Below are 26,001 nucleotides of genomic sequence, written 5' to 3' on the forward strand. Positions count from 1 at the left end.
GAAGGCAACGTTGCCCTGCAAGTCTTTACCGCCGTAACCAAATCCCCCACTGGACAGAATTACGAGGCAAACTCGGCCGAGGCGTTCGACAACATCACTCTTCTTGCAATCGGACAGCTTTGGCCCCTGCGCACCTGGGATAGCTTAAAGGAACGCGCCATCTATCAGGCCGAAAAGCTGCACCAGTTCGAGGCTGCCTCGGACGGGCAATTGAAGGTCATAAAAACCCGGGCCGATCTGGACACTGTGCTGTCCGCGCGTGCCGCAGGCCAACCGGTTGTCGGAGGCATTCTGGGCATCGAAGGTGCGCACGCATTGGAAGGTGACCTGAACAATCTAGACACCCTGTTCGACGCCGGGCACCGCGTCTTTGGCCTGCACCACTTTTTCGACAATGAACTGGGCGGATCGCTGCATGGCTTTGGCGACGCTGGCCTGACCGAGTTTGGCCGTCAGGTAGTAACCGAACTGGCGCAGCGCCCCGTTGTCATCGACCTTGCCCATTCCAGCCCGCAGGTTGCGCAAGAGGTGATCGCTATGACCGACGTCCCGCTGATTGTCAGCCATGGCGGTCTTCACGGATTCTGCCCGGTCAAACGAAACTTTCCGGACGATCTGATGCAGGATATCGCCGCAACAGGTGGTTTGATCGGCATGGGCTATTGGGCGGATGTGACCTGCGGCGATATCACTCCGACGGGCATCGCCAAGATGATCAAAGCCGCGATCAAGACCGTGGGCGAGGATCACGTATCACTGGGGTCGGACTATGACGGCTCGGTCGAAACGGCGTTTGACACCTCGGAACTGGCTGCTTTGCCATCGGCCTTGCTGGCGCAGGGTCTCACCGAAACGCAGGTTCGTAAGGTGATGGGCGAGAACATGGTTCGCGTTTTCAGGCAACAATTGAACTAGATTAAATTTTCGCCGTAACCGCATGATTTCACGATTAGTATTCATGCCCGAACCGGTGGGAAACCCCACCGTTTTAAATCTCGACATCCGAATTTCGTGATCCGTTTTTCGGCTCTCTCCGTACCAATTGTATCGACGATGGGAACAGGTGCTCTTGCAGGCTCTTTCCCAGTCAAAGGTGGCAACCAGGGTGGGAGATTAACCGAAATGCCAGACATGACAGACGGACCAACGATCACAGAACGCGTTATTCAAATCAGCGGAGACCCGGGAACATTCGACAACGACGGCGGGGATTTTGACATCCTCCGCGAAGCAGTTATCGCGGCGGGACTTGCCGGAACACTGGACAGCGACGCGGTCGATCTGACCGTGTTTGCGCCGACAGATGCGGCCTTTGTGGCCCTAGCTCAGGCCTTGGGTTACGGCGGCTCGGATGAGGCCGGTGCGCTTGGGCACATCGTGAAGGCGCTAACCCTGCTGGGCGGCGGTGACCCCCTGCCCTTGCTGACCAACATCCTCAAATATCACGTCGTCGATGGGTCATTTACCAAAGAAGCTGTCGTCAGTCTTGGGGACGGTGCCCAGATCGAAACCTTGCTGGGTACAAATTTGGAGTTGAACCTGTTGAGCTCTCCTCCGAGCCTTGAAGACGCCGACCCCGGCATTGCTGACCCCGGTCTGATTGCCTTCGACGTCGAGGCCTCGAACGGGATCATCCATGTGCTTGACGGAGTGCTGTTGCCGGTTTCGGTAACCGGTATTCTGGGGCAGAAGAACACGGATTTCATCATTGGTGACGACTCAGACGAGTTTCACTTTACCGGGCGCGGTCAGGACTTTGTGCATGGCGGTGGCGGCAATGACTTCATCATCACCGGGCGTGGCAATGATGTTGCCCTGGGTGGCACGGGACATGACATCATGTTTGGTGGCCGCGGAAAGGACATCCTGCGCGGCGACGAAGGCGACGACTCTATCTTTGGCGGTCGCGGCAAGGATCTGATCGATGGCGGTGCCGGCGATGACTTTCTGATCGGCGGCCGCGGGCACGACACCTTCTTCTTCGACGATGGCGACGGAGAGGACCTTATCCTCGACTTCAAGGTCGGCAAGGACAAGATCGACCTCAGCGCCTATGACGGCATTCACAGCTTTGAGGACATCAAAGACCACATCTCGGGCGGGTTCTACGGCGCAACGATCGAATTGGGAGATGGCGACAGCATAGACCTGATTGGCGTAAGGGCCGGTCAATTGTCCGAAAGCGATTTTGTCTTCGCCTAACGAAAAAGCCCGCCATTCAAGGCGGGCTTTCTTTGCTTGGGCCGGTATCAGACCGTGCCCAGCATTCCTTTTTCACGCGCCAGTTCACGCATCTTCTTTTGCAGCTTTTCAAAAGCGCGGACTTCGATCTGACGAATGCGCTCGCGGCTGACGTTGTACTGTGTGCTCAGCTCTTCCAGCGTGACGGGCTGATCCATCAGACGGCGCTGAGTCAGGATGTCTTTTTCCCGGTCGTTCAGCACGTCCAGAGCAGCCGCCAGCAACTCGCGCCGCGCGTCCAGTTCATCGCGCGCCTCATAGTCGCCGGCCTGATCGGCATCTTCATCCTCAAGCCAGTCCTGCCACTGCATCGTGCCTTCGCCCTCGGACCCGACGGTCGCGTTCAGCGAGGCATCGCCGCCGGACATCCGGCGGTTCATGCTGATGACTTCCTCTTCGGTCACACCAAGGTCATTGGCGATCTGCGCGACGTTTTCAGGACGCAGGTCACCCTCTTCCAATGCACCGATGCGGGCCTTGGCCTTGCGCAGGTTGAAGAACAGCTTCTTCTGCGCCGAGGTCGTACCCAGTTTCACCAAAGACCACGACCGCAGGATGTATTCCTGGATCGAGGCGCGGATCCACCACATCGCATAGGTTGCCAGACGGAAGCCCTTTTCCGGGTCGAACCGTTTGACCGCCTGCATCAGGCCCACATTCGCCTCGGAAATCACCTCGGCCTGCGGCAGGCCGTAACCGCGATAGCCCATGGCGATCTTGGCCGCCAGTCGCAGGTGCGAGGTGACCATTTTATGAGCCGATTCAGTGTCTTGCTCTTCCACCCAACGCTTGGCGAGCATGTACTCTTCTTCCGGTTCCAGCAGCGGGAACTTGCGAATTTCCTGCATATAGCGGTTCAGACCGCCTTCCGGCGTCGGCGCGGGGAGATTTGCGTAATTTGCCATGTTTCATGTCCCTCCGACAAATGTTTAAGTCGTTAACATGGATATGGGAAGCCACCCCTATCCGTTCAAGAGGTACCGTTAACAGTTTGGAATTAACGAACGATAAAGGAAACCTAAGAAAGCCTTATTCACGTAACTTTGCGCATTATGTCAGCGGCGCGCGCAGCTGTTCAATCAGTTTCTGCATATCTTCCGGCAACTCGGCCTCAAAGCGCAGGTTTTCACCGGTTACAGGGTGTTCAAAACCCAAAACAGCAGCGTGAAGCGCCTGACGTGGAAAGGCACGCACGGCGTCGGAGGTTGCGGCACTGAACGCCTTGGCCGCCAGCTTGCGCTTGCCGCCGTAGACCGGGTCCCCCACCAGACCATGCCCGGCATGGGCCATGTGGACACGAATCTGGTGCGTTCGGCCGGTTTCTAGCCAGCACTCGATCAGTGCCAGCCCTGCGGGATTTCCGAATGTCTCAACCAATCGCGCGCGCGTGACAGCGTGACGCCCACCGTGGAACAACACCGCCTGTCTTTGCCGGTCGGTCTTGTGGCGCGCCAACTGAGTGGTCAGACGCATGATATTGCCGGGTTCAAAACTGACGCCTTTCACCCCACGCAGGCGGGGGTCGTTGGCATCAGGCACGCCGTAGCAAATCGCGCGGTAATACCGCTCGACCGTGTGCGCCTCGAACTGAGCAGCCAGCCCGTGGTGTGCCGCGTCCGATTTTGCGACAACCAGAAGGCCGCTGGTCTCCTTGTCGATGCGGTGCACGATACCTGGACGTTTTACCCCGCCCACCCCAGACAGGTCATCGCCACAATGATGCAGCAACGCATTCACCAGTGTCCCGTTCGGTGAACCCGGTGCAGGATGCACGACCATGCCCGCCGGTTTGTTGATGACGATCAGGTCAGCGTCCTCAAAAACAACCTCCAGCGGGATGTCCTCGGGGCCGATATGGCTATCCTCGGCCTCGGCCACGGTGATCGATACCGAGGCCCCTTCGGCAACTTTGGCCTTGGGGTCGCGCACCTCTGTTCCGTCTATCAGAACGACGCCTTCGTCGATCAGCTTAGCCAACCGTGTCCGCGACAGGTTTTCCTCGGCTGGCACATCCCGCGAAAGCGCCTTATCAAGGCGAGGCGGCGGATCGGCCGCGATCTGAAATTCAATCTGACGGGTGCCCATGACTGTCCCTTCCGAACCCCAAGAACCGCAGGAAACGCCACAGCTTCGCCTGCTGCGGAGAATGGTCATGCTGCTGACCGCGGTGATGATTGGCGGGGTTCTAGTGACATTCGCACTGATTGTCATCCGGCTATCGGACAGAACCCCCACACTGCCCGATCAGGTCGAGCTGCCCGACGGCGCAAAGGCGCAGGCCGTGACCATCGGCAACAACTGGTATGCGGTGGTGACAGATGACAACCGCATTCTGATCTTTGACAAGACAACCGGCCGTCAGCGTCAGGAAATCACCATCGAGCCCTGACGCTCAATTCTCCAGCGCCATGCGGAACACGATCTCGGACGCGCGGCGCAGGGCGTCATATTCCTGGGCCGTGTCCCGGCGGAATTTCTGATCGTCTTCGCTCAGCTCAACGGGGTCGAACAACTGAGGCCGCTCGGGGAAAAACTCCTGCTGGAACGCGATATCATGGCTGGCGACAAATTCGTCCAGCCAGGCCCGTTCCTGCGGCTCCAATACATCGTAGCTTCGGATCATGACCGGATCTTCGACGACACGTCGACGCAGACGCCGACTTGCCTGACGGCCCAGCGCTCGGGACACTATGCCAAAGGCCTCGCTGGCGGCTCGCGACTGCGACAAGTTTGAGGGCCGTTCCGCCACACCGCCATCGGGCAAGGACACTCCGATACGCGACATGAAATCGTCGACTACATTCCCCTGCACCATCTGAGACCGATCATAAAGAATCGGCACGATGGCGACACCTGGAAAGGCCTGGCGGATTCGATCCAGTTTTGCTGCAAAACCGTAGATACTCGGGTCAGCCTTGATCCTGCTCAGCAAGTTCTCGACATAGTCGGTCGCACTGCCCCCCAAACGACCGTTCTTGGCGCGTTGCTTGTAATCAGCTTCGAGGAAATCGGAATACCTGCGGCAATAGTAGGTGATCCGCAACTCGCGCGAGGGGATTTCCGCGAAGACCTGCGCCAGCCTGCTCAGGTCGCAGCTATAGAACATTTCGGATGACACCAGACAGGTCTGATCTCTGTGCGCCTCGTATTCGACGGCCATTGCCTCACGAAACGTGTCCATCGGCTGACTGGTCTGGTTCATATGAAAGGCGATAATATTGTGGCTGATCGCTAGACGGCCCTGACCTTCATTCCGCCGCCGACCGGTTTCCATATAATGCAGCCCGACATCGGCAAGCTGCGTCTTGTTTTGCTGCACATATCCCTGAAGCGCAGTCGTGCCAGTCTTGGGCATACCCAAATGCAGCCAAAGCATCAGATGCCTCCTGTTTCAGATGTGATCCCGCTCATTCGCTATGACTGGCCACAAAATCTGCCGTCATCCGCTGCATCAGGTCTTGCATCTCGGGTTGCTCGCGCAGCTGCGCAATCTTCTGTCTGTGCAGGTCACAGGACATGTGGTGCAATCGGGCCGTCTCGGAATCCGAGAGCAGTTCGTAATACTGCTCGCGCTTGCGATCGAGGATGGCATCGATCGAGCCATCTTCCTCGGCGTTGTGGTTCATCATGTTCCAATAGTCCATGCCAAGGCTTTCGCCCAAATGGTGGGCTCGACCACGCATTTTCTTGATCAAATAGCTTTCGCAGGATTTCAAGGCGTAGTGATTGATCTGTACCAGATCATACCCGACAGAATCTCGAGCCGATCGCCAACTGCCGGTAAAGTATCGCTCTGGCATGAGTTGCCCCGAACCGTTGTACCAATGGCACTCTTCCATTGTCTCGACGGTCGGGCGTTTCGGCCTGTGAACGCCCAACGTGCCCCAAAGCTCGCGCTGGAACATCGTCTTGAATCCCCAGGCCTGCGGGGGGCGGAAAATCCTGAGCGGCGCCGCCTTGCGGAATTGGTCTGACAAAAATCTGTCTTCATACCTGAGGACACCGGCGTTCCCGAACAATCGCCACGTCATCGAGATCGTTTTCGCGTCCGGCACAGCGTCGGTCAGCGCCCGAAGTGTGTTGTCACCGGTCTTGACGTTGATGTGTTCGTCAGCGTCGATCACAAGAACCCAATCCTGAGGCCGCGCGATCTCCATCTTCAGAAATTTCTTATACGCACGTTTCTGAGGGCTAGTCTGGCGGCGCGAATTGTTGTCGACATGGGTCAGGATGCCCCGGTCATGCAAACGTTGCAGCAACGCGTCGGTCCCATCGGAACAATCATTGGTCATCACTACAATCTGATCGACCCCGATTGCAAGATTGTGGGCCACCCACTCCAGCACAAAGGGACCCTCGTTCTTCATCGGGGTCACACTGATATAACGGGGGGCCTGCTCAGACACTTTATAACCTCATGCGTCGCCGCTTTTTTACCTACGTCCGAAACTCTGCGGCTTTGCTCGGACCATACACTAGAACTACTGACCTCTGCACCCAAGGGCAATCCACCGCCGCATTTCGAACAACCGCGCCCTATTCATTGTGTACGTGCCAATTGGTTTGCGAAACGCTTATAGGGCGGGAACAGCTCATGCGCCTTTTGCAGGTAAAGCCTTGCCTTTCCCTTGTTTCCTCGCCGCAGGTGAATTTGCCCGGCCATACCTTGAATGGATGCAGTTGCATCGTCGACATCAGCTGCCTGCAGGAGTTGATTTTCACCCTGCTCAGACGAACCCGTTCTTTCCAAAAAGCGTCCCATTGCGAAAATCAAGAAGGCATTATCCGGATCGCACGCTAAAGCTTCTGCCATAGTCAGACGCGCACGTTGGAAATCGCCTTCCAATTCGTAGAGTTCGGAAAGCCTCTTATAGTACAAAGGGTTATCTGGGTTTCGTGAAACAACCCCTCGCGTGATGTCTATGGCCTCGGATCGTGACAACTGGCCCATATGTGATTGTAAAGCCGCCTCAAAGCTACTTCTACGGGGGTCATCAACTGGTACATCCGTTGCTCTCTCCATACTTTCAGCAAGGAGTTCCAGACGGGCAGGATTGCTGAACAATCTCCTTGCTTTTTGGTCCAGCGCCAAATCAGACCAGTCAAAGAGCACAAAATCAAAGTTGCACGGCAGCCTTATCAGTGCCTTCCGTTGAGCCAGATGAGCGTTGAAGTTGAACCATGGTCGCCTAATTGATTTTTGTAGGGACCAATCTGTGGGCGGAAGCACGCGCAAGGCCAATTGATCCCTGTAAAATGCACGCGAACCAAGAACGATGACGTCTGGCCTTAGAGGTTTCGCCCAAAACGCCTGGCTAAATGCCCGAGCTGCGCGCCACCTTTTCTTCAACCGCCCTAAAACCGCGCACTGCAATGCGCAAAGGACCGCGTAATCTTCCGGCCAAAGGTTGTCGTTTTTCAGGGCTTCTTCCGACATCGACAGTGCTTCATGCCATCGACCGAGATAGAAAAGATTCAGGGCCTGGAGCAATGGCATAAAGGCGTTGTCAGCTCCGGCTTTCATTAGGGGCTCAGCAAGGTCCAGAGCCTCCTGCGAGCGATCTTTTGAACCAAACTGGAACATGTGGAACAAGGATTTGGCGTAGATATGAGACGCCTCTGAAACATTTAAGAACCCACCGCTTCCCTGTTTCAGCCTCTGGACAACACGCTCATTTGCGTTTTGGAACTCTTCATCACTCAATACATCGCGAAACACTTTTCGCTGCTGTCCGGATATCCGGGCAGCAGCCATCGAAAAGGCTGAGATTACAGGCGCAATCACCTGATCGGCCCGCGACATCGTATACAGTTCAAGAAAGTCGCGCTGCGCCCGCGTCATATCGGATACATCCGCGATGTCCGTCATCCGCAACAGTTCGGGGTGGCGTCTTTGGAACCGGGTGATCAGCTCGGGCTGATCTGAAAACATGATGGCCGTTTGCCCGGCGGTTTTCTCCAGATGTGCCTCGTACAGCTCTTCCGGTTCGATCTTGGCTGGCCAGGTTGTGTGCTTCCAGGGCAACCCGTTCAGAATGTCGCCGCGCCGGATGTGATAGGCCGAAACCCCCTGCCCCGACAGCTTTTCATCCGCGCGAGCCATGATGGCGCGGATTTCGTCCGTGAAACCGATTTGATGGATGAAGTCCCGGTATCGCGGGCGGATCGCCTCGATATCCTCCCAGGGGAAAGCCAGCACCTCGAACCCCTCCTCAACCAGAACCGAGCGACCCGCGTTAAGATGCGCAATCAGCCGATCCGGAGACTTGTCGTTCTGAAATGCCCAGATTGGCAGGGCCTTTTTGGCAAGCTGGTCGAATTGCTTTCCACTGAGAAAGCGCGCGTCTATCCAATCCTGCGCGAACAGTTCCTGCGGCTGGTCCAGCTCGGGCGCGTCCGATCCCTGCGGAAACCAGTTCACTTTGTACGAAGTGCCAAAATCCTCGGCCAGACGGATACAGGTCAGCATCATCAAAAGGCGCGCGCCCATGCGGTCCTTGCGCTGTCCGATGAACACCCCTTTTGCTGGCATTATTCAGCGCTCTCGGCCAATGCAGCGCGACGCAGCGCCCGGAACCTTTGGCGGGCCTGCCGGACCAGTTGCGGGTGACGCTCCCCGGCCTGCGCCTCAATGGCGCGCATGACCATCGGCAGACGGCGGCGCGCGCGCATCATCAGGTAAAACTCGTCCGGTGTCAGAGACCCGTTCATCGCCTTCAGCATAACCGGCTTGAGAATTTCCAGCTTGCGCAGCATCGGCGCGGCGAAGTGGTTCGAAAACCACGTCTTGAGCAATACGACGTTTTCACCCTGCAACCGCGTGACCTGCTGCCTGTCGAGGTCGAAAAACGGATCATAGAACACATACGCCTTGCCCGCCGTCTTCACTGTCTGCGCCGCGTCCCCCAAAGGCAGGTCCCAGTCCTGAACCTGACCAAAGCGATACCGGGTCTCCCACGGCACCAGACGTTCATCCAACGTGGTCTGCGGGTTGAACGCAATCACTTGGGCACCGGGGACCAGCCCGGAAAAGGTCAACGCCCCGAACCCGCCCATCGAGGCACCGGCAAAGACGACGCGATCGAATTGGTCGAAAAACCCCTCGGCCGCGCGGTTCTGGAAATACGAGATGATCTCGGGGTCGCGATACCACGCCTTGGTGCGGGCAAAGACGCCCATGTGGGACCAGCCCTCATCCCGGAAGAACTTCCACCCCCAGGGTTCGCGCGCAAAGGACAGATCGTTGGCGTTGGCGATATTGTCGAAACTGACAACCAGATGCGACGCGGAGCGCTGATGAAACAGCACCGAATGGCGTTCCAGCTTTTGCAGAAACCCGGCCCCGTCGCCCCCCGGATACAGTTCAACAAACCACGGCGGCGCAGGATCGGTCAGAATACGCTCGTACCCCGTCTTGCGATCAGGGTGCTCGGGTTTCAACTGCTCTTTCGAAAGGTCGTTTGCCATGATCCTCAGATGAGATTGTCCGTCAGCCACATCCGGAAATCCACCCAGTCCGGACGCATTTTGATCTCGGCGATCTTTGCGCGGTGCCAGTCGCAGGCCCGGGCGTGCAAATCCCCCAGTAGCGGGTCTGCCTTCAACTCCGCCAGCAGCGGTGCCGCACGCCGCGCGATGGGCTGAATGGATGGGTCGGTCTGCTTGTTGGCGTTCATGTCCTGCCAGTAGGACTGCCCCTGATCCACTTTGATATGGTTGGTCCGCCCCCGGTCACGCTTGATCAGAAACCCATCCAGCGACCGGACCGAATAGTGGTGCAGACGCCCAAGCGAGTGGTCAAAACCCGGCCAGGCCCGCCACCCCACCTTATCAGCCGGGTGCAGATTGCCCCCGGCATCAGACCAGGCAACCTCAGCCTCTTTACCCTCTTCCACACCCTTCGGACGATGTGGCCCAAACCGGGTGAACTTGCCGTTGTTTCGAAACAGGGTCTTCAGACCGTAGGCGCGCCCCGAGTGATAGGGAAACTCCTGATCCCCCATCGCGAAGGCTTCGGTTACGGGACGGTCTTCAAAGCTGATGTTTCCGGAGCTTCCAAACAGTTTCCACGCGAATGAGATCGCATCCACCGGCTGACCTGCGCGGCTTTCGACCTCGGTGATCAATGCGTCAAAGCCGTTGTTGCCATGGCGGATATTCCAGAACTCGTCGACATCCAGACACAACAGCCAGTCGGCTTCCTTGACCTTGGGCTGACGCCGCGCTCGCCGCAACATCTGATGCTGCGGATTGCCACCCTCTTTCACCTCATTCGAGACATGGGTAGCCAGCCCCAGTTCCTGCAATCGACGGGCGATGTCGTCGGTGCCATCTTCGCAATCGTTGGTGAAAATCACAAAGTGGTCGACGCCCAGCGTTTTGTGAAACGCGACCCATTCCAGCATGTAGGGGCCCTCGTTCTTCATCGTGGAGAATACGGTTATGGCCTGCGACATCAAAACTTCCCGACTTTTATTGACGTTCGTCATACACAACCCCGAGGGCGTGGGCGAGACAGGAAATCACGACAAAGATAATCCACGGCAAACTGGTGCAACTCTACCCGCCCCGAACGGGCCAATCGCCAGATTGTCTGATGAGAATGGTGCGGTCGAGAAGACTCGAACTTCCACGGGAGTTACCCCACAGCGACCTCAACGCTGCGCGTCTACCAATTCCGCCACGACCGCACTGCCAATGACTTGGTAGAGGGGCGTATAGACGCTGATGATCGGGATGTGAAGAGGCAAAAAACACGCCGGTTTGAATTCCCTTTCTGTACCCATATCTATAGCTGCACAGTATCCCCCATCACCCAGTCAGGAGCCTGGACATGACTTCGACCGATCCCCGCCCCGTCGTTCGGATCGACATTGTTTCTGACGTCGTCTGCCCCTGGTGCATTGTCGGGTTTCGGCAGCTTGATCTGGCCCTTCAGCAGGAAAACGTGCTGGCGCGCCTCAGGTGGCATCCGTTTGAACTGAACCCCAACATGGCGCCCGAAGGTCAGAACCTGCGCGAGCATATCATGGAGAAATATGGAACAACCGCCAAACAGAGCCAGCAGGCCCGGGATCGGCTGACGCAGTTGGGCGCGGAACTGGGGTTTGCGTTCAACTTCGACGATGGCAGCAGAATGGTGAACACCTTTGCGGCGCATCAATTGCTGGACTGGGCGGAATCTCAGGGCCGACAGCATCCGCTGAAGCTGGCGCTGTTCCAAGCGTATTTCACCGACCAAAAAGACGTCTCGCAAACTGATGTCCTGCTTGATGCGGTTACTGCGGCCGGGTTGGACGCCGGCACCGCGCGATCCGCGCTCGAATCCGGCACGCATGTCGCCGCTGTTCGCGAAAAGCAGGAGTTCTGGACTAGCCGGGGTATCTCGGGCGTTCCGTCGATGGTGTTCGGCGGAAAATACCTGTTGACCGGGGCGCAGGGTACCGACACCTATGCTCAGGTTCTGCAACGCTGCCTGACCGAGGCAGCCTGACCCCTTTCGCTTACCGCATCCGCGCGATAAGGAACCGTCATGGAATGGAAGATCACAGACGGGCTGACCGATTACAACGAGGCTGTCGCCTTTATGGAGGCGCGGGTGGCCGCGATTGCGGCCGGAGAGGCAGAAGAATGCGTCTGGCTGCTGGAACATCCGCCGCTTTACACGGCAGGCACCTCGGCCCGGATCGAAGACCTGACCGACCCTGACCGGTTTCCGGTTTATGAAGCCAAACGCGGCGGGGAATACACCTATCACGGCCCTGGTCAACGCGTGGCCTATGTCATGCTGGACCTGAACAAACGCGGCAAGGACGTGCGGGGCTTTGTCAAAAAGCTGGAAAACTGGGTAATCGCCGCGCTGGCGGAATTCAACGTGCAGGGTGAAATCCGCGACGGGCGCGTCGGCGTCTGGGTGCGCCGGGACGACAAGCCCCTGACCGCGACCGGCCAGCCCGCCGAAGACAAGATTGCCGCCATCGGGCTGCGCCTGCGCAAATGGGTCAGCTTTCACGGTATCTCGATCAATGTCGAACCAGATCTCGAGCATTTCTCGGGCATCGTCCCTTGCGGCATTACCGAGCATGGGGTCACCTCGCTGGTCGATCTGGGCTTGCCCGTGACGATGGCCGATGTCGACGTCGCCCTGCAAAAAACCTTCTCGGATTGTTTCCAGCCGGTCCAAGCCTGACCCGATAACGAATCGCTGCCAACCAAAATGGGGGTTAACAATCTCCTGCCGCTGGGGCTTTTGTTTCCGAACCTGAACGCAATCCACCAATTTGCCCAAAAGTTTTGGATTTTATCGGGGGAATGCTCACTCCGAAGAATACAAATCGCGCATTAAGGAGTACTATAGGCTTACCGTTCTAGAGTGAGTGGTGTGTTAAACCGGTTACCCCGGAAAACCCGGGTGTTCGGAAAAGTGTTTGGTTACGAGTCTGCCGTTCCGACCCCAAATCGGAACGGCAATTCCTTTTCAGGCCTGATGCAAACTGTGATGCCCAAATCGGGGCGGTGCCGTGCAGGCCTGATCGGTCCGTTCCAGCTCCAAAGTCACATGGCCAATCCCGAACCCGGATTTCAGCGTTTCCTTCACAGCCAACCTTATGGAATCTGCATCCGACCAGTGCAGGGCAGCGATCTCGAGATGCGCGGTCAAGGCAGGCTCACGCTCCTGCATGCTCCACAGATGGATGTGGTGAACACCGGCAACGCCCTCTGTCGCCTCGATGGCGGCGGCAACATCTTCGGGGATCAGATCGGATGGCGCACCCAGCATCAGAACCCGGATGGTTTCTCCGATCTCGGATTTGACGTGCCACAGGATGTAGACCGCAATCAGGATCGTGACCGCCGGGTCGACCCAGGTCCAGTCGAACAGGATCACAGCGGCGCCCGCAATGATGACAGCAACCGAACCCAACGCGTCGGCCACGTTGTGAATGAAGGCTGCGCGAATGTTCATGCTGTCCTTCGCCATCGTGTATGTCAGCGCGGCGGTTATCAGGTCGACAATCAAAGCAAGGGCCGCGATCCAGACCACCATCCATCCATTCACGGGCTCGGGCTGGAAAAACCGCATGATGCCTTCGTACATCAGATAAACCGACAGGACGATCAGGGTCGTATAGTTGATCAGCGCCGCAACCACTTCGGCGCGCCCATATCCAAAGCTCATGCGTGGATCGGCGGGGCGGCGAGCGATTTTGCGGGCAAAGAATGCGATGATCAGGGCGATCGCGTCCGAGAAATTGTGCAGCGCATCCGCGATCAGCGCCAGAGACCCCGAGAGTATTCCGCCAATGACCTGCGCAAGGGTCAACAGCATGTTGACTGCTATAGCGCCGGCAACGCGCTTGTCGCCTGTCGTGGGGTCAATGTGAGTGTGCCCGTGGTGATCGTGTGGCATCTTACCGGTGTTCCTTGTTTCGGTTGCCCATCCCATGTAATTCCTCTAGCCACTAGAGGTTCAAGGGGCTAAATAGGAAAAATGTACTCGATCGGAGAGCTGTCCCGCCGCACGGGTGTCAAGGTGCCGACAATTCGGTTCTATGAGGACAAGGGCCTGCTGCCCAAGCCGCATCGAACGGCCGGAAACCAACGTCGGTATGACGACGCCGCACTGAACCGCCTAAGGTTCATTCGCCACGGACGCGATCTCGGCCTTCCCCTGACCGACGTCGAAGCACTGCTGTCTTTGGAAGGGGCACGCGGGCCGGATCTGGACCGGGTGCACGAGATTGCCGAACGGCAACTGATTGACCTGCGGGCCCGGATCACGCAACTGCGAAGACTCGAGGCTGAACTGTCCCGCATTGCGGCTGCTTGCGATGGTGGGCACGACCATGTTTGCGCCGTGCTCCACGCGTTTGGCGACCACAGCGCATGTCTCGGGCCGCATGATGGCAAAGACTGATCAGGCCAGCGCCGCTTTGATCTTTTCCGCGTGCTGCGCGATCAGATCGAAGTCCCCCATCTGACCCGGGGCGCGCAGCGACACACCTTCGAAGCGCGGCAGGACATGGAAATGCAGGTGGAAAACCTCCTGCCCGCCTGCGGCCTCGTTGAATTGCTGGACGGTGACACCGTCAGCGTCAAAGGCCTTGACTACGGCTTTGGCCAGTTTCTGCGTGGTCGACATCACGACGGCCAGTTGTTCGGACGATGCGTCCAGCAGGTTTCGGCAGGGCGTTTTGGGGATCACCAGCAGATGCCCATCAGATCGCGGCATGATATCCATGAAGGCCAGCGTATCGTCATCCTCGTACACGCGGGTCGAGGGGATTTCTCCGCGAAGGATCTTGGCGAAGATGTTGTCGGGGTCGTAAGCGGCCATATCTAGTCTCCGATTTCGGGTATTGGGCGTAGTTCTGCGGCCCACACCCCCAAGCGTCAAGGCGGAACTCTGCCATGCTTCGCGAATGGGAGTTTGCGGCCCCTTGAAATACCAGAACCAATCGCCAGATATGCCCTGTTCATGGCCAAGATTTCGCGGGTTTTCCTCCGACCCGCGACAATTAATCTTGATCCAGATCAAACTCGGCCATTGAAGGCGCCTCTTTCGCATTCTAAAACCAGCAATAATACCGCGCGCCGGAGAGGTCCGGCAGCGCGGTCAGTTGCAACAGGAGGCACCTATAATGGCAGACGCAGCCATTCATGGTCACGGCCATGAAGACGAGCGCAGCTTTTTCCAGCGCTGGTTCATGTCGACCAACCACAAGGACATCGGGATTCTCTACCTGGTCGTGTCGGCACTGGCCGGTCTGATCTCGGTTTTGATGACCGTCTACATGCGGCTCGAGCTGATGCACCCCGGTGTTCAGTACATGTGCCTGGAAGGCTTCATGGCCGACCCTTGTACCCCCAACGGACATCTGTGGAACGTGATGATCACCTATCACGGTGTTCTGATGATGTTCTTCGTCGTCATCCCTGCCCTGTTCGGCGGATTTGGCAACTATTTCATGCCGTTGCAGATCGGTGCGCCGGATATGGCGTTCCCGCGGATGAACAACCTGTCCTTCTGGCTGTACGTCGCCGGCACCTCTCTGGGTGTGGCCTCGCTGCTGGCGCCGGGCGGCAATGACCAGGCCGGTTCGGGCGTGGGCTGGGTTCTGTACCCGCCGCTATCCACGACCGAGGGCGGCATGTCCATGGACCTTGCGATCTTTGCCGTACACGTATCGGGCGCCTCCTCGATCCTCGGCGCGATCAACATGATCACTACCTTCCTGAACATGCGGGCACCCGGCATGACCCTGTTCAAGGTGCCGCTGTTCAGCTGGTCGATCTTCGTCACGTCGTGGTTGATTCTGCTGTCGCTGCCGGTTCTGGCGGGCGCGATCACCATGCTTCTGATGGACCGCAATTTTGGCTTCACCTTCTTTGATCCGGCTGGCGGCGGTGACCCGGTCTTGTATCAGCACATCCTGTGGTTCTTTGGCCACCCGGAAGTGTACATCGTGATCCTGCCCGGCTTTGGCATCATCAGCCACGTGATCGCCACCTTCGCACGCAAGCCGATCTTCGGTTACCTGCCGATGGTTTGGGCAATCATCGCGATTGGTGTTCTGGGCTTCGTCGTGTGGGCACACCATATGTACACCGTCGGCATGTCCCTGCGTCAGCAAGCCTACTTCATGCTGGCCACGATGGTTATTGCGGTTCCGACGGGTGTTAAGGTCTTCTCGTGGATTGCGACCATGTGGGGTGGCTCCATCGAGTTCAAGACGCCGATGCTGTTCGCCTTCGGCTTCCTGTTCCTGTTCACCGTTGGTGGTGTGACCGGTGTGGTCCTTTCGCAGGCCGGTATCGACCGCGCCTATCACGACACCTACTACGTGGTTGCACACTTCCACTACGTGATGTCGCTGGGTGCCGTTTTTGCCATCTTCGCGGGTGTGTATTTCTACTTCTCGAAGATGACGGGTCGTCAATATTCCGAGTTCTGGGGCAAGGTTCACTTCTGGCTGTTCTTCATCGGCGCCAACCTGACCTTCTTCCCGCAGCACTTCCTGGGCCGTCAGGGCATGCCGCGTCGCTACATCGATTACCCCGAGGCATTTGCCCAGTGGAACTTTGTATCGTCGATCGGTGCATTCATTTCATTCGCCTCATTCCTGCTGTTCTTCGGCATCGTGATCTACGCCCTGCTGCGCGGCGCGAAAGAGACCCGTCCGAACCCGTGGAACGAATACGCGGATACGCTGGAATGGACCCTGCCCTCACCGCCGCCCGAGCACACGTTTGAGCAGCTGCCGAAGCAGGAAGACTGGGACAAAGGCCACGCGCACTGATCCGGTCCAAACCCAAAGAAAACCCCGCCAATTCGGCGGGGTTTTTTCGTTACTGCTTAAATATGCTGCCAAAAAGTCGCCAGAACCGCCAAAATCGGCTATCCTGTCGTTGTTTAGACATCCGGCAACCCGGGGGTATCACATGCCCGACATCGATTTTTGGTATTCCATCGGCAGTACATACAGTTTCCTGACCGTCATGCGTCTGGACGATTGGTGCGCGGAACATGGTGCCTCGGTGAGGTGGCGACCGTTCAACGTACGCACTGTGATGTCTGATCAGAACAACATCCCGTTTGCAGGCAAGCCGGTGAAATCCGCGTATATGTGGCGCGATATCGAGCGCCGTGCCGCCAAGTACCACATCCACGCCCGATTGCCCGCGCCCTACCCGATCTCGGACCTTCCGCTGGCCAATCAGGTCGCTTTGCTGGGGATGGGCGACGGCTGGGGCAAGAACTTCACGCAGGTGCTGTACCGCATCTGGTTCGAGGAAAACAACGAAGCTGGCAGCGAGTCCGCCATCACAGAAGCACTGCACAGGTGCCAGCAGGACCCGCGTCTGGTGCTGGCCCGCGCCCGCAGCCCCGACACCGTCGCAGCACTCGAGGCCGAAACGGATCAAGCCACTAAACTCGGGGTTTTCGGCGCCCCCAGCCTCGTCGTCCGCGGCGAGGTCTTTTGGGGAGATGACCGGCTGGACGACGCGCTGTCATGGGCGCGTGTCGGCCATGTGACCTGATCATTTCCCTTCGATACGCACCCAAGTTGCACTAACTCTCAGCCATGCCCTATCGATGGAAACGAACTTCGGAAACCGAACAGGAACTGCGCCTTTGGCCGCATAACTCGTTGCCACGACGCGGGGCGATGATCGTGATCTTGTCGGTATTTCTGTTTGGACTAATTCCGCTGCTGGCAGTTCTGGGATCGGTCATCCTGTGGGGGTTGTTGCCCTTCCTGCTGCTGACAGTTCTGGGCCTGTGGTTGGCGATCCAGAGCAACTATCGCGCCCGCAGCGTGTTCGAGATTCTGACTCTGACCGGCACAAAGGCGCATCTGGTCCACCACGATCCGCGAAAAGGCCAGCAAGAGTGGACCTGCAACCGTTATTGGGCCCGGCCTGAGATGCACAAATATGGCGGGCCGGTTCCAAACTACGTCACGCTGACCGGCGACGGGCGCGAAGTGGAAATCGGAGCATTCCTGTCCGAGGACGAGCGTATCGCTCTATACGACGACCTGACGCAAAAACTGCGCGAACCGGTCGCGCAGTAACAGCAGTCTCAGAATTTGAATGGTGTCAGCAGCCGCCGTTCGATGCGGCGCACAGGTGGTCTTTGACCATCGGGCCAACCTTGCCGAAATCCATCTGGCCGGTATAGCGGGTCTTGAGCTCGCCCATCACCTTGCCCATGTCGCGGATCGAACCCGCTCCGGTCGCGGTGATCGCTGTCTGGATGGCTTTGGACACCTCGTCATCATCCAGCTGCTTGGGCAGGAATTCCTCGATAACCTCGACTTCGCGCAGTTCGCGTTCGGCCAGATCCAGCCGTCCACCCTCTTCATAAGCGCGGGCGCTTTCCTTGCGCTGCTTGGTCATTTTTCCAAGGATTTCAAGAACCTCGGCATCACCGCAACCTTTGGCCTCTTCGTTGTCAGAGGCCCGCGAAGCGATGTCGCGGTCTTTGATTGCAGCGTTGATCAGCCGCAGCGTCGACAGACGCTCGGCATTCTTGTCTTTCATTGCTTGCTTCAGGGCTGAGTTCACCCGTGATCGCATATCCATATGATCTGTCCATCCCCATGGAAAAGGAACCCCGACCATATCGAAACAAAAAGCGCGACACAACCGGAAGTGAATATTGCTAACTTATTGATTTTACACAATAGCGCAAAATTTGAACAGACTTGACCCAGCGCCACAACCCCCTTAGTTATGCGCCGATTTACCCAGCAGGAGAGTCGCCCGATGGCCCAGAACGCCCCGTCCAAGCCCACCGCATGTCTGGCATTGGCCGACGGTACACTGTTCTACGGGATGGGCTTCGGCGCCACCGGTCAGACCGTGGCCGAGCTGTGCTTTAACACCGCAATGACCGGCTATCAGGAGATCATGACCGATCCTTCCTATGCCGGGCAGATCGTGACCTTCACCTTCCCCCATATCGGCAATGTCGGCGTGAACCCCGAAGATGACGAGACCGGTGATCCGGTTGCCGCTGGTATGGTCGTCAAATGGGACCCGACCGAGCCGTCGAACTGGCGTGCAGCTGAAGAGCTGAAGTCATGGCTGACTCGTCGTGGGCGCATCGCTATCGGCGATATCGACACTCGCCGCCTGACCCGCGCCATTCGTCAGCAAGGCGCGCCGCATGTGGCACTGGCCCATGATCCCGAAGGCAACTTCGACATTGAGGCTCTGGTCGCTGCCGCGCGGGGCTTTGCCGGACTGGAAGGCATGGATCTGGCCAAAGAGGTCACCTGCGCCCAAAGCTATCGCTGGGATGAGATGCGTTGGGCCTGGCCCGACGGCTATACCCGTCAAGAAGCCCCGGCCCACAAGGTTGTCGCTGTGGATTTCGGTGCCAAGCGCAATATCCTGCGCTGCCTCGCCTCGGCTGGTTGCGATGTAACCGTTCTGCCGGCCACCGCGACCGCAGCGGAAGTGCTGGCGCACAACCCTGATGGCGTATTCCTGTCCAATGGCCCCGGTGATCCGGCAGCCACTGGTGAATACGCCGTGCCGATGATTCAAGAGGTGCTGGACACCACCGATCTGCCCGTCTTTGGCATCTGCCTCGGTCACCAGATGCTGGCGCTGGCTTTGGGTGGCCAGACCGTCAAGATGAACCACGGCCACCACGGTGCGAACCACCCGGTCAAGGACATCGAGACCGGCAAGGTCGAGATCACCTCGATGAACCACGGCTTTGCAGTGGACGCGCAGTCCTTGCCCGAGGGCGTGGTGGAAACTCATCGCTCTCTGTTTGACGGGTCGAACTGCGGCATCCGCATGACCGATCGTCCGGTCTATTCGGTGCAGTACCACCCCGAAGCCTCTCCCGGCCCGCAGGATAGTTTCTACCTGTTCGAACGCTTTGCCGACGCAATGGCAAACAAGAAAGCCACGGCATAAGCAGCGATTAGATCAGAGTTAACCCGCTGTTAACCCTAATTGAGCAACCCTGACGCCTGCTAACCGCGTCAGGGTTGTTTCTTTATGGTCGAACTGAACCTGCAGCATTTCGCGCACGCCGCGCCGATACCTGCGCAGGATCGCAAGCCTTTGGGGGCTTGCCTTGTCGACCGTGGACTGATCACAAAGGCGCAGTTGGACGAAGCGCTGTTCCTGCAATCCTGGCAACAAGCGCCGCTGGGTGAAATTCTGGTGGCCGAGGGCTGGGTCAGCCGTCAGGACGTGCTGGACGCCCTGTCCGAGCAAACCGGCCTGCAGATCGCTGATCTGGACAGCGCGCGCCCAATTGCCGACCTGTGCCGGATCAAGCCCGTTGACTTCTGGCTGGCTCACAACGTTGTCCCCTGGCGTCGCATGGGGCCCATTCTGTTGATCGCCACGGCGCGGCCCGATTTGTTTCCGGATGTCAGCCGCGATCTGGAGGATGCCGGATACACGGTTCTTCCTGTACTGGCCCCTACGGATCAAATCGACGGCGCAATCGCGCGCGTGTTCTCTATCCCCCTTGCCGAGGCGGCCGAGGCCCGTGTGGACCTTGACCAGAGCTGCAGATCCTGGACCCCGCAATCCCGTGTCGGACCGGCAGCCATGCTCGCGGGCCTTGTGGCGCTGTTTGCAGTCTTTCCTCTGGCCGGATTTTCCGTTCTGGTGGCGGCCGCCGTTTTCAGCCTGATCCTGTTTCTCGCCCTACGTGTGGCTGGCCTGTTGAGTTTCATCTGGCATCATTGGACCCGCCCCTCCAAAGCAACGGACCCCAGCCCGCCGCCGGCTTTGCCCTGCGTTTCCATCATGGTGCCGCTATACAAGGAGAGGGAAATTGCAGACGCCCTGATCCGTCGATTACAGCGGCTGACCTATCCCAAGGCTCTGCTGGATATCATACTGGTACTGGAAGAAACCGACGAGGTGACGCGATCCACACTGGCGCGGGTCAATCTGCCCAGCTGGATCAAAACCATCGAGGTGCCCGCCCTGAACGGCCTGACCACTAAACCCCGCGCGATGAACTATGCGCTGGATTTCTGCCGGGGCGATATTCTGGGCGTCTGGGACGCCGAAGATGCACCGCAGCCGGACCAGATCGAGCGTGTCGTTCGGCACTTCGCGCAGGCCGATGAGGACGTCGTCTGCCTTCAGGGCGTTCTGGACTATTACAACCCGCGCACCAACTGGCGGTCCCGCTGCTTTACCATCGAATACAACAGCTGGTTCCGGGTAATCCTACAGGGCATCGCGCGGCTTGGGCTTGTAGTTCCGCTGGGTGGGACCACCTTCTTTTTCCACCGCGACAAACTGTTGGAACTGGGCGGCTGGGATGCCCATAACGTCACCGAAGATGCCGATTTGGGGGTACGGCTCAGCCGGGCAGGCTATCGGACGGAAATGGTTGATACCGCCACATTCGAAGAGGCGAACTTCCGCGCCTGGCCCTGGGTGCGACAGCGTTCTCGCTGGCTCAAGGGGTTCATGGTCACCTACCTTGTTCAAATGCGCTCGCCCCAGCGTTTGCTGAAAGATCTCGGCCCCTGGCGTTTTTTTGGCGTGCAGGCATTCTTTCTTGGAACCATCGGACAATTCCTGCTGGCTCCGGTACTGTGGCTGTTCTGGCTGACCACCTTTGGGCTGCCCAGCCCGCTTGACCCGATCCTTTCCAATGCTGGGTTGATCACATTGATCGGCCTCTTCCTGTTTGCAGAGGCCGTCAATACTCTGGTCGGCATAGTAGCAGTTTCTGCGCGCGAACGGCGTTTTCTGCTCCCTTGGGTTCCGACAATGCCACTGTATTTTCCGTTGGGCGTACTGGCTGCGTACAAGGCCCTGTGGGAGCTGCTGCTTGACCCGTTCTTCTGGGACAAAACGCAACACGGTCAGGCCAGTGAAGAAGGCCTGCCGCACTGACCGTCAGCTCTCGCGCCGGATGGCATCCTGTTTCAGACGAGTCATGAAAGCGACCGAAATGTGATCCTTGAGAGCACGTCCTGCCGCCTCTTCGTCGCGGGCTGCGATCGCCTCGACAATTCCCTTGTGTTCGCTTTGCGCGATCTCACCCCGGCCCTGCGCCGCCAGGGACGTCGTGGCCATCAGAGCCATGGTGCGATGCACAAGGTCCAGTTGTTGCACCAGATAGCGGTTATGCGAGGCCAGATGAATCTGTTCATGAAACCGCCGGTTCGCCCGTGATAAGGCCGCCGGATCATCGACCAGCGCGTCATCAGCAGCGACCATTTCCTGCAATACCTTGATCTCTTCTTCGGTGGCGTGCTTGGCGGCCAGCTTCGCGGCCAGCCCCTCCAGTTCGCGCCGAACCATATACAGCTCAGCCATCTGGTTGTGATCCAGCGAGGCGACAATCAACGACCGACCGTCGCGTTCCAGCAGGGACTGTGTCTCGAGCCGCTGCAACGCCTCACGGATCGGCGTGCGTGACACCCCGAACCGCTCGGCCAGCTCGCTTTCGACCAGTCGGTCGCCGGGCTTATAAACGCCGACGTCAATCGCTTCGAGAATTAGGCTGTAGGCGTCTGTGTTGGACTGTTTGGATGGGGGCATTGGGTGGTTTGTCTCCTCGTTCGAACATGTCTATCCGTCACTTGCCCCCCGGATCAAGAGTAGCATTGAAAACCGATGCCACGCGTCCTAAACCAAACCCATGGTCAAACCTGCCTTTTCTCACGTCACCCAATGGGTGTTCGACCTCGACAACACGCTCTATCCGCCACATATGCGCCTGTTCGATCAGATCGAGGTGCTGATGACGGATTACGTGGTGCAAGCCATCGGCGTGGACCGCGCCGAGGCGGACCGGCTGCGCTCACACTATTGGCGGCAGTACGGCACCACGCTGGCCGGGTTGATGGCCGAGCATGATCTGGATCCGGACCCCTATCTGCATGCGGTTCATCAAGTGGACATGAGCCATATGGACCCAGACGCGGAACTGGCCGATCACATCCGGTCCCTACCCGGGCGTCGCATTGTCTACACAAACGGCAGTGCCCCCTATGCCGAGCGAGTTCTGGATGCGCGCGGCCTTGGCGGTCTGTTCGATGCGATCTATGGGGTCGAGCACGCGGGTTATAAGCCTAAGCCCGAAAAAGCCGCGTTTGAAGCGATCTTTGCCCAGGATGGAATCGACACGGCCAAGGCCGCGATGTTCGAGGATGATCCGCGCAATCTGGCCGCTCCTCACGCGATGGGAATGCGCACGGTTCACGTCGCACCCGAGCCGCACGAGGCCGACCATATCCACCATCACACCGACGATCTGACCGCGTTTCTGGCCCGTCTGCGATAGGCTGTCGCCCTGCGACGATCTGTACATTTTGCAGGTGCAGCATCCGCCCCTATATGCGCCTTAGCGACGAACAGAACTGGAGATTCCCATGAGCGCGATCGAGATGCCTCGGCGCCTGCCCATTTGGCAGCGCCTGTTGTTTGCAGTCCCCGTTTTTGGCTGGCTGGCAAAAGATGCCGCCAATGGTGGGGCCGAAGACTGGTACTACATGGCTGCCGCGATCGTCAGCATGTGGGGATGCTCGGCCCTGCTGTTTGGCCTGCCGGGGCTTTATATCCCGGCCGTCATGTTAGTGCCGGTGATGTTCCTTATCCTAATCCTGATCTCACGCGGCTGACACACGGGACAGGATGTCACTTGGCACCCACCTTGGAACCGAACTAGTTTCTGCCCAAGACTTCGGAGAGCAAGGCCATGAAAGACAGCTGTGACATCCTGATTTCCGGCGGAGGAATCGCCGGACTGACCGCTGCGGCGGCTTTTGGAACTGCCGGGTTCGACGTCGTCTGCGTCGACCCCACCCCGCCCATCACCGAGCGTGACGTGGATGGGTCCGACCTGCGGACCACGGCGTTTCTGCAACCGGCGCATGGGCTTTTGGAACAATGCGGGCTGTGGCAGCGGCTGGATGAACACGCCGCCCCCCTGCAGACCATGCGAATTGTCGACGCGGGCGGAGACGTCCCCGAACCCCGCGTAGTGCGGGATTTCAACGCCGCCGATATCTCAGACCAACCCTTTGGTTGGAACCTGCCAAACTGGCTTTTGCGGCGCGAGATGGTGACCCGTCTGGCCGAACTTGCCAATGTCGATTTCCGCCCTGGAACCGGCACCGTCAGCCTGTTCACCCGAACTGCTGAGGCCCGTGTCGGCCTGAGCGACGGCAGCCGCATTCGCTGCAAACTGGTGGTCGCTGCGGATGGACGGAATTCCCCGATGCGCGAGGCCGTGGGGATCAACGTGCACACCACGCGGTATGGCCAGAAGGCGCTGGCCTTTGCCGTGACCCATCCGATTCCGCATGACAACGTCTCGACCGAGATTCACCGCTCGGGCGGACCGTTCACTCTGGTCCCCCTGCCCGATTGGCAGGGTCAGCCCTCTTCCGCGATTGTCTGGATGGAACGGGGCCCTCGTGCGGTCGAGTTGCTGAACACTGAGCCCGAGGCGTTCGAGGCACTGATGACTGAGCGTTCCTGTGGGCTGTTCGGGCCGCTGAAACTGGCGTCGCGCCGGACTATCTGGCCGATCATCAGTCAATCAGCAGAACGGCTATCGGGTGAACGCATCGCCCTGATGGCTGAGGCCGCCCACGTGGTGCCCCCTATCGGCGCCCAAGGATTGAATATGTCTTTAGGTGATTTGCGCAGCCTGCTGGACTTGGCACAAGCCCGCCCCGAGGGGCTGGGTGATGCACAGATGCTGGACGCCTATCACAAGGCCCGTCACACCGAGATCGAGATGCGCGTCAAAGGCATTGACCTACTGAACCGCGCCTCAATGATCGAGGCACGGCCGCTGCGCGATGCGCGGGCGATAGGGCTGAACGCGCTCTATTCCCTGCCGCCCGTGCGCAAGACATTGATGCAGATGGGCCTCGGCGTACGCTGAGGCCCCCCAGATCGCTCAGAAGATCACAGAACCTGATCCAGCACGCGCTTGAGCCGCGCGATTGTGCCGTCTACGTCATACAGCTTGTCCAGCCCAAACAGGCCCAGACGGAAGGTGCTGAAGCCTTCGGGCTCATCACATTGCAGCGGGACACCAGCGGCGATCTGCATCCCCAGCGCGGCGAATTTCTTGCCGCTCTGAACCTCGGGGTCCGAGGTATAGCTGACAACGACCCCCGGCGCACCAAAGCCATCGGCGGCCACAGAAATGATGCCCTTATCCTTCAGCATTGCCCGCACACCGTTGCCCAACGCCCATTGTGCCTCACGCAGCTTTTCAAAACCATAGTCGCGGGTCTCGACCATCGTATCCCGGAAGGCCTGCAACGCGTCGGTCGGCATGGTGGCGTGATAGGCATGCCCACCATTCTCATAGGCCTGCATGATCTGACGCCATTTCTTCAGGTCCACGGCAAAACTGTCGGACGTGGTCTCCTCCAACCGCGCCTCGGCCCGTTCGGACAGCATGACCAAACCGGCACAGGGCGATGCGCTCCACCCTTTCTGCGGGGCCGAAATCAGGACATCCACGCCCGTTGCCTTCATGTCGACCCAGGCACAGCCCGAGGCGATGCAGTCCAGCACCATCAACGCCCCAACCTCATGCGCGGCGGCGGCCATGGCCGTCACGTAGTCATCCGGCAGAATCAAACCCGCCGAGGTTTCGACATGCGGCGCAAACACCACATCCGGGCGCTGTTCACGAATAGTTGATACGACCTCTTCGATTGGTGCCGGCGCAAACGGAGACGGGCTGGAATTGCCAGTTTGCCGCGCCTTGAGCACCGTCGCCGACGCCGTCAAATCTGCGGATTCGATGATCTGGCTCCAACGGTAAGAGAACCATCCGTTGCGCACTACCAGAACGTTGGCATTGCGTGCGAACTGTCGGGCCACGGCCTCCATCCCGTAAGTTCCGCCACCCGGGATTATTGCAACGCCGTCCGCGTTGTAGACATCTTTCAGCATCGCCGAGATGTCGCGCATGACGGTCTGAAACCGGGCTGACATGTGGTTCAGGGAACGGTCGGTGAAAACAACCGAGAATTCCTCGAGCCCATTGGGGTCAATGCTATCCAAAAGCGCCGGCATGATTTGTCCTTTCAAACAGTACTCGGGCAACGTGAATCTTCTGCCGAGATTGGTAAAGCAGTTTTCTTGCGCCGACAATTGACGCAACGGAACTTTATTTCCCCGTGAAAATCACGCCCGAAACTGCACGATATAGCCCCCTAAGTGACGCCAAATAGTGTCACCACCCCTTTACACCCAGAGGTGTTTCTGAACAGATACATA

The 26,001-nt window shown here is 58.5% G+C and carries 26 protein-coding genes and 1 tRNA gene; 14 read left to right on the plus strand and 13 right to left on the minus strand.

What is annotated here, in order from left to right:
* Window positions 1-15 precede the first annotated feature (15 nt).
* Together ACR0KW_RS02755 and ACR0KW_RS02760 are read left to right on the plus strand one after the other, a co-directional pair.
* Window positions 16-915 carry a dipeptidase gene (locus tag ACR0KW_RS02755; protein ID WP_480804188.1) on the plus strand — a complete coding sequence of 300 codons (900 nt, stop codon included), beginning with the start codon at window positions 16-18 and terminating at the stop codon, window positions 913-915.
* Window positions 916-1,122: 207 nt separating this feature from the next.
* Complete coding sequence (locus ACR0KW_RS02760; RefSeq protein WP_480803629.1) at window positions 1,123-2,202, plus strand: fasciclin domain-containing protein; 1,080 nt, start codon at window positions 1,123-1,125, stop codon at window positions 2,200-2,202.
* A 47-nt stretch (window positions 2,203-2,249) separates the two neighbouring features.
* On the opposite strand, the gene rpoH is transcribed toward ACR0KW_RS02760, so the two are convergent.
* Both rpoH and ACR0KW_RS02770 read right to left on the minus strand, forming a co-directional pair.
* Window positions 2,250-3,146 carry an RNA polymerase sigma factor RpoH gene (gene rpoH, locus ACR0KW_RS02765; protein ID WP_170324581.1) on the minus strand — a complete coding sequence of 299 codons (897 nt, stop codon included), beginning with the start codon at window positions 3,144-3,146 and terminating at the stop codon, window positions 2,250-2,252.
* A gap of 145 nt (window positions 3,147-3,291) precedes the next feature.
* Complete coding sequence (locus ACR0KW_RS02770) at window positions 3,292-4,326, minus strand: RluA family pseudouridine synthase (RefSeq protein WP_480803630.1); 1,035 nt, start codon at window positions 4,324-4,326, stop codon at window positions 3,292-3,294.
* On the opposite strand from ACR0KW_RS02770, the gene ACR0KW_RS02775 reads away from it, so the two are divergent.
* Window positions 4,325-4,630 (plus strand): DUF6476 family protein, encoded by a 306-nt coding sequence (locus ACR0KW_RS02775; protein WP_170324579.1) that lies wholly within the window; start codon window positions 4,325-4,327, stop codon window positions 4,628-4,630. The two genes, ACR0KW_RS02770 and ACR0KW_RS02775, sit on opposite strands and share 2 nt — an antisense overlap.
* Before the next feature lie 3 nt (window positions 4,631-4,633).
* Here the strand turns inward: ACR0KW_RS02775 and ACR0KW_RS02780 are convergent, their stop codons facing one another.
* The 6 genes from ACR0KW_RS02780 to ACR0KW_RS02805 all read right to left on the minus strand — a co-directional run bounded on the left by ACR0KW_RS02780 (window position 4,634) and on the right by ACR0KW_RS02805 (window position 10,931).
* Window positions 4,634-5,617: a hypothetical protein gene (locus ACR0KW_RS02780; RefSeq protein WP_480803631.1), complete on the minus strand. Its 984-nt coding sequence runs from the start codon at window positions 5,615-5,617 to the stop codon at window positions 4,634-4,636.
* 31 nt (window positions 5,618-5,648) lie between these two features.
* Entirely contained in the window at window positions 5,649-6,647 is a 999-nt protein-coding gene (locus ACR0KW_RS02785; RefSeq protein WP_480803632.1) for a glycosyltransferase family 2 protein, read from the minus strand.
* A gap of 134 nt (window positions 6,648-6,781) precedes the next feature.
* The gene (locus tag ACR0KW_RS02790; RefSeq protein ID WP_480803633.1) at window positions 6,782-8,773 is read right to left on the minus strand and encodes a tetratricopeptide repeat protein; all 1,992 of its coding nucleotides are present in this window, start codon (window positions 8,771-8,773) and stop codon (window positions 6,782-6,784) included.
* The gene (locus tag ACR0KW_RS02795) at window positions 8,773-9,708 is read right to left on the minus strand and encodes a hypothetical protein (protein WP_480803634.1); all 936 of its coding nucleotides are present in this window, start codon (window positions 9,706-9,708) and stop codon (window positions 8,773-8,775) included. Before ACR0KW_RS02795 ends, ACR0KW_RS02790 begins: the two co-directional genes overlap by 1 nt.
* A 5-nt stretch (window positions 9,709-9,713) precedes the next feature.
* Window positions 9,714-10,697: a glycosyltransferase family 2 protein gene (locus ACR0KW_RS02800; RefSeq protein WP_480803635.1), complete on the minus strand. Its 984-nt coding sequence runs from the start codon at window positions 10,695-10,697 to the stop codon at window positions 9,714-9,716.
* Between the two features lie 147 nt (window positions 10,698-10,844).
* Window positions 10,845-10,931: transfer RNA gene (locus ACR0KW_RS02805), tRNA-Leu, on the minus strand.
* A gap of 143 nt (window positions 10,932-11,074) precedes the next feature.
* Between ACR0KW_RS02805 and ACR0KW_RS02810 the strand changes: the two genes are divergently transcribed.
* Both ACR0KW_RS02810 and lipB read left to right on the plus strand, forming a co-directional pair.
* A complete protein-coding gene (locus ACR0KW_RS02810) occupies window positions 11,075-11,734 on the plus strand; it encodes a DsbA family oxidoreductase (protein ID WP_480803636.1) in 660 nt (219 codons plus the stop codon).
* Window positions 11,735-11,773: 39 nt separating this feature from the next.
* Window positions 11,774-12,430, plus strand: coding sequence for a lipoyl(octanoyl) transferase LipB (lipB, locus tag ACR0KW_RS02815; protein WP_480803637.1), 657 nt, complete (start codon window positions 11,774-11,776; stop codon window positions 12,428-12,430).
* A 288-nt stretch (window positions 12,431-12,718) separates the two neighbouring features.
* Here the strand turns inward: lipB and ACR0KW_RS02820 are convergent, their stop codons facing one another.
* On the minus strand, window positions 12,719-13,651 hold the full coding sequence (locus ACR0KW_RS02820; RefSeq protein ID WP_480803638.1) for a cation diffusion facilitator family transporter: 933 nt from the start codon (window positions 13,649-13,651) through the stop codon (window positions 12,719-12,721).
* An 81-nt stretch (window positions 13,652-13,732) separates the two neighbouring features.
* Between ACR0KW_RS02820 and ACR0KW_RS02825 the strand changes: the two genes are divergently transcribed.
* Window positions 13,733-14,158: a MerR family transcriptional regulator gene (locus ACR0KW_RS02825; protein ID WP_480803639.1), complete on the plus strand. Its 426-nt coding sequence runs from the start codon at window positions 13,733-13,735 to the stop codon at window positions 14,156-14,158.
* Here the strand turns inward: ACR0KW_RS02825 and ACR0KW_RS02830 are convergent, their stop codons facing one another.
* Window positions 14,159-14,578 (minus strand): HIT family protein, encoded by a 420-nt coding sequence (locus ACR0KW_RS02830; protein ID WP_480803640.1) that lies wholly within the window; start codon window positions 14,576-14,578, stop codon window positions 14,159-14,161.
* A 304-nt stretch (window positions 14,579-14,882) separates the two neighbouring features.
* On the opposite strand from ACR0KW_RS02830, the gene ctaD reads away from it, so the two are divergent.
* The 3 genes from ctaD to ACR0KW_RS02845 all read left to right on the plus strand — a co-directional run bounded on the left by ctaD (window position 14,883) and on the right by ACR0KW_RS02845 (window position 17,819).
* Window positions 14,883-16,541, plus strand: a complete 1,659-nt coding sequence (gene ctaD, locus ACR0KW_RS02835; protein ID WP_480803641.1) for a cytochrome c oxidase subunit I — start codon at window positions 14,883-14,885, stop codon at window positions 16,539-16,541.
* Window positions 16,542-16,683: 142 nt separating this feature from the next.
* Window positions 16,684-17,283, plus strand: a complete 600-nt coding sequence (locus ACR0KW_RS02840) for a 2-hydroxychromene-2-carboxylate isomerase (protein WP_170397844.1) — start codon at window positions 16,684-16,686, stop codon at window positions 17,281-17,283.
* A gap of 44 nt (window positions 17,284-17,327) precedes the next feature.
* Entirely contained in the window at window positions 17,328-17,819 is a 492-nt protein-coding gene (locus ACR0KW_RS02845; protein ID WP_480803642.1) for a DUF2244 domain-containing protein, read from the plus strand.
* A gap of 25 nt (window positions 17,820-17,844) precedes the next feature.
* Here the strand turns inward: ACR0KW_RS02845 and ACR0KW_RS02850 are convergent, their stop codons facing one another.
* A complete protein-coding gene (locus ACR0KW_RS02850) occupies window positions 17,845-18,330 on the minus strand; it encodes a GatB/YqeY domain-containing protein (RefSeq protein WP_480803643.1) in 486 nt (161 codons plus the stop codon).
* 183 nt (window positions 18,331-18,513) lie between these two features.
* Here ACR0KW_RS02850 and carA point away from each other — a divergent pair, with 183 nt between their 5' ends.
* Complete coding sequence (gene carA, locus ACR0KW_RS02855) at window positions 18,514-19,680, plus strand: glutamine-hydrolyzing carbamoyl-phosphate synthase small subunit (RefSeq protein ID WP_480803644.1); 1,167 nt, start codon at window positions 18,514-18,516, stop codon at window positions 19,678-19,680.
* Window positions 19,681-19,764: 84 nt separating this feature from the next.
* A complete protein-coding gene (locus ACR0KW_RS02860) occupies window positions 19,765-21,639 on the plus strand; it encodes a glycosyltransferase (protein WP_480803645.1) in 1,875 nt (624 codons plus the stop codon).
* A 3-nt stretch (window positions 21,640-21,642) separates the two neighbouring features.
* Here the strand turns inward: ACR0KW_RS02860 and ACR0KW_RS02865 are convergent, their stop codons facing one another.
* Window positions 21,643-22,290, minus strand: coding sequence for a GntR family transcriptional regulator (locus ACR0KW_RS02865; protein WP_480803646.1), 648 nt, complete (start codon window positions 22,288-22,290; stop codon window positions 21,643-21,645).
* Window positions 22,291-22,390: 100 nt separating this feature from the next.
* Here ACR0KW_RS02865 and ACR0KW_RS02870 point away from each other — a divergent pair, with 100 nt between their 5' ends.
* The 3 genes from ACR0KW_RS02870 (at window position 22,391) to ACR0KW_RS02880 (ending at window position 24,646) form a co-directional block, all read left to right on the plus strand.
* Window positions 22,391-23,035, plus strand: coding sequence for a pyrimidine 5'-nucleotidase (locus ACR0KW_RS02870; protein ID WP_170397827.1), 645 nt, complete (start codon window positions 22,391-22,393; stop codon window positions 23,033-23,035).
* Window positions 23,036-23,123: 88 nt separating this feature from the next.
* The gene (locus ACR0KW_RS02875; RefSeq protein ID WP_480803647.1) at window positions 23,124-23,372 is read left to right on the plus strand and encodes a hypothetical protein; all 249 of its coding nucleotides are present in this window, start codon (window positions 23,124-23,126) and stop codon (window positions 23,370-23,372) included.
* 77 nt (window positions 23,373-23,449) lie between these two features.
* Window positions 23,450-24,646, plus strand: a complete 1,197-nt coding sequence (locus tag ACR0KW_RS02880) for a UbiH/UbiF family hydroxylase (RefSeq protein ID WP_480803648.1) — start codon at window positions 23,450-23,452, stop codon at window positions 24,644-24,646.
* 23 nt (window positions 24,647-24,669) lie between these two features.
* On the opposite strand, the gene ACR0KW_RS02885 is transcribed toward ACR0KW_RS02880, so the two are convergent.
* Entirely contained in the window at window positions 24,670-25,797 is a 1,128-nt protein-coding gene (locus ACR0KW_RS02885; RefSeq protein ID WP_480803649.1) for an aminotransferase class V-fold PLP-dependent enzyme, read from the minus strand.
* Between the last annotated feature and the right edge of the window lie 204 nt (window positions 25,798-26,001).

It is taken from the genome of Ruegeria sp. CG11 (assembly GCF_056537245.1).

Excerpts from the sequence above, each read along its gene's own strand:
- ACR0KW_RS02760 (WP_480803629.1), top strand. The coding sequence starts at position 1,123 with ATGCCAGACATGACAGACGGACCAACGATCACAGAACGCGTTATTCAA.
- rpoH (WP_170324581.1), bottom strand. The coding sequence starts at position 3,146 with ATGGCAAATTACGCAAATCTCCCCGCGCCGACGCCGGAAGGCGGTCTG.
- ACR0KW_RS02775 (WP_170324579.1), top strand. The coding sequence starts at position 4,325 with ATGACTGTCCCTTCCGAACCCCAAGAACCGCAGGAAACGCCACAGCTT.
- ACR0KW_RS02770 (WP_480803630.1), bottom strand. The coding sequence starts at position 4,326 with ATGGGCACCCGTCAGATTGAATTTCAGATCGCGGCCGATCCGCCGCCT.
- ACR0KW_RS02780 (WP_480803631.1), bottom strand. The coding sequence starts at position 5,617 with ATGCTTTGGCTGCATTTGGGTATGCCCAAGACTGGCACGACTGCGCTT.
- ACR0KW_RS02790 (WP_480803633.1), bottom strand. The coding sequence starts at position 8,773 with ATGCCAGCAAAAGGGGTGTTCATCGGACAGCGCAAGGACCGCATGGGC.
- ACR0KW_RS02795 (WP_480803634.1), bottom strand. The coding sequence starts at position 9,708 with ATGGCAAACGACCTTTCGAAAGAGCAGTTGAAACCCGAGCACCCTGAT.
- ACR0KW_RS02800 (WP_480803635.1), bottom strand. The coding sequence starts at position 10,697 with ATGTCGCAGGCCATAACCGTATTCTCCACGATGAAGAACGAGGGCCCC.
- ACR0KW_RS02810 (WP_480803636.1), top strand. The coding sequence starts at position 11,075 with ATGACTTCGACCGATCCCCGCCCCGTCGTTCGGATCGACATTGTTTCT.
- lipB (WP_480803637.1), top strand. The coding sequence starts at position 11,774 with ATGGAATGGAAGATCACAGACGGGCTGACCGATTACAACGAGGCTGTC.
- ACR0KW_RS02820 (WP_480803638.1), bottom strand. The coding sequence starts at position 13,651 with ATGCCACACGATCACCACGGGCACACTCACATTGACCCCACGACAGGC.
- ACR0KW_RS02825 (WP_480803639.1), top strand. The coding sequence starts at position 13,733 with ATGTACTCGATCGGAGAGCTGTCCCGCCGCACGGGTGTCAAGGTGCCG.
- ACR0KW_RS02830 (WP_480803640.1), bottom strand. The coding sequence starts at position 14,578 with ATGGCCGCTTACGACCCCGACAACATCTTCGCCAAGATCCTTCGCGGA.
- ctaD (WP_480803641.1), top strand. The coding sequence starts at position 14,883 with ATGGCAGACGCAGCCATTCATGGTCACGGCCATGAAGACGAGCGCAGC.
- ACR0KW_RS02840 (WP_170397844.1), top strand. The coding sequence starts at position 16,684 with ATGCCCGACATCGATTTTTGGTATTCCATCGGCAGTACATACAGTTTC.
- ACR0KW_RS02845 (WP_480803642.1), top strand. The coding sequence starts at position 17,328 with ATGCCCTATCGATGGAAACGAACTTCGGAAACCGAACAGGAACTGCGC.
- ACR0KW_RS02850 (WP_480803643.1), bottom strand. The coding sequence starts at position 18,330 with ATGGATATGCGATCACGGGTGAACTCAGCCCTGAAGCAAGCAATGAAA.
- carA (WP_480803644.1), top strand. The coding sequence starts at position 18,514 with ATGGCCCAGAACGCCCCGTCCAAGCCCACCGCATGTCTGGCATTGGCC.
- ACR0KW_RS02860 (WP_480803645.1), top strand. The coding sequence starts at position 19,765 with ATGGTCGAACTGAACCTGCAGCATTTCGCGCACGCCGCGCCGATACCT.
- ACR0KW_RS02865 (WP_480803646.1), bottom strand. The coding sequence starts at position 22,290 with ATGCCCCCATCCAAACAGTCCAACACAGACGCCTACAGCCTAATTCTC.
- ACR0KW_RS02870 (WP_170397827.1), top strand. The coding sequence starts at position 22,391 with ATGGTCAAACCTGCCTTTTCTCACGTCACCCAATGGGTGTTCGACCTC.
- ACR0KW_RS02875 (WP_480803647.1), top strand. The coding sequence starts at position 23,124 with ATGAGCGCGATCGAGATGCCTCGGCGCCTGCCCATTTGGCAGCGCCTG.
- ACR0KW_RS02880 (WP_480803648.1), top strand. The coding sequence starts at position 23,450 with ATGAAAGACAGCTGTGACATCCTGATTTCCGGCGGAGGAATCGCCGGA.
- ACR0KW_RS02885 (WP_480803649.1), bottom strand. The coding sequence starts at position 25,797 with ATGCCGGCGCTTTTGGATAGCATTGACCCCAATGGGCTCGAGGAATTC.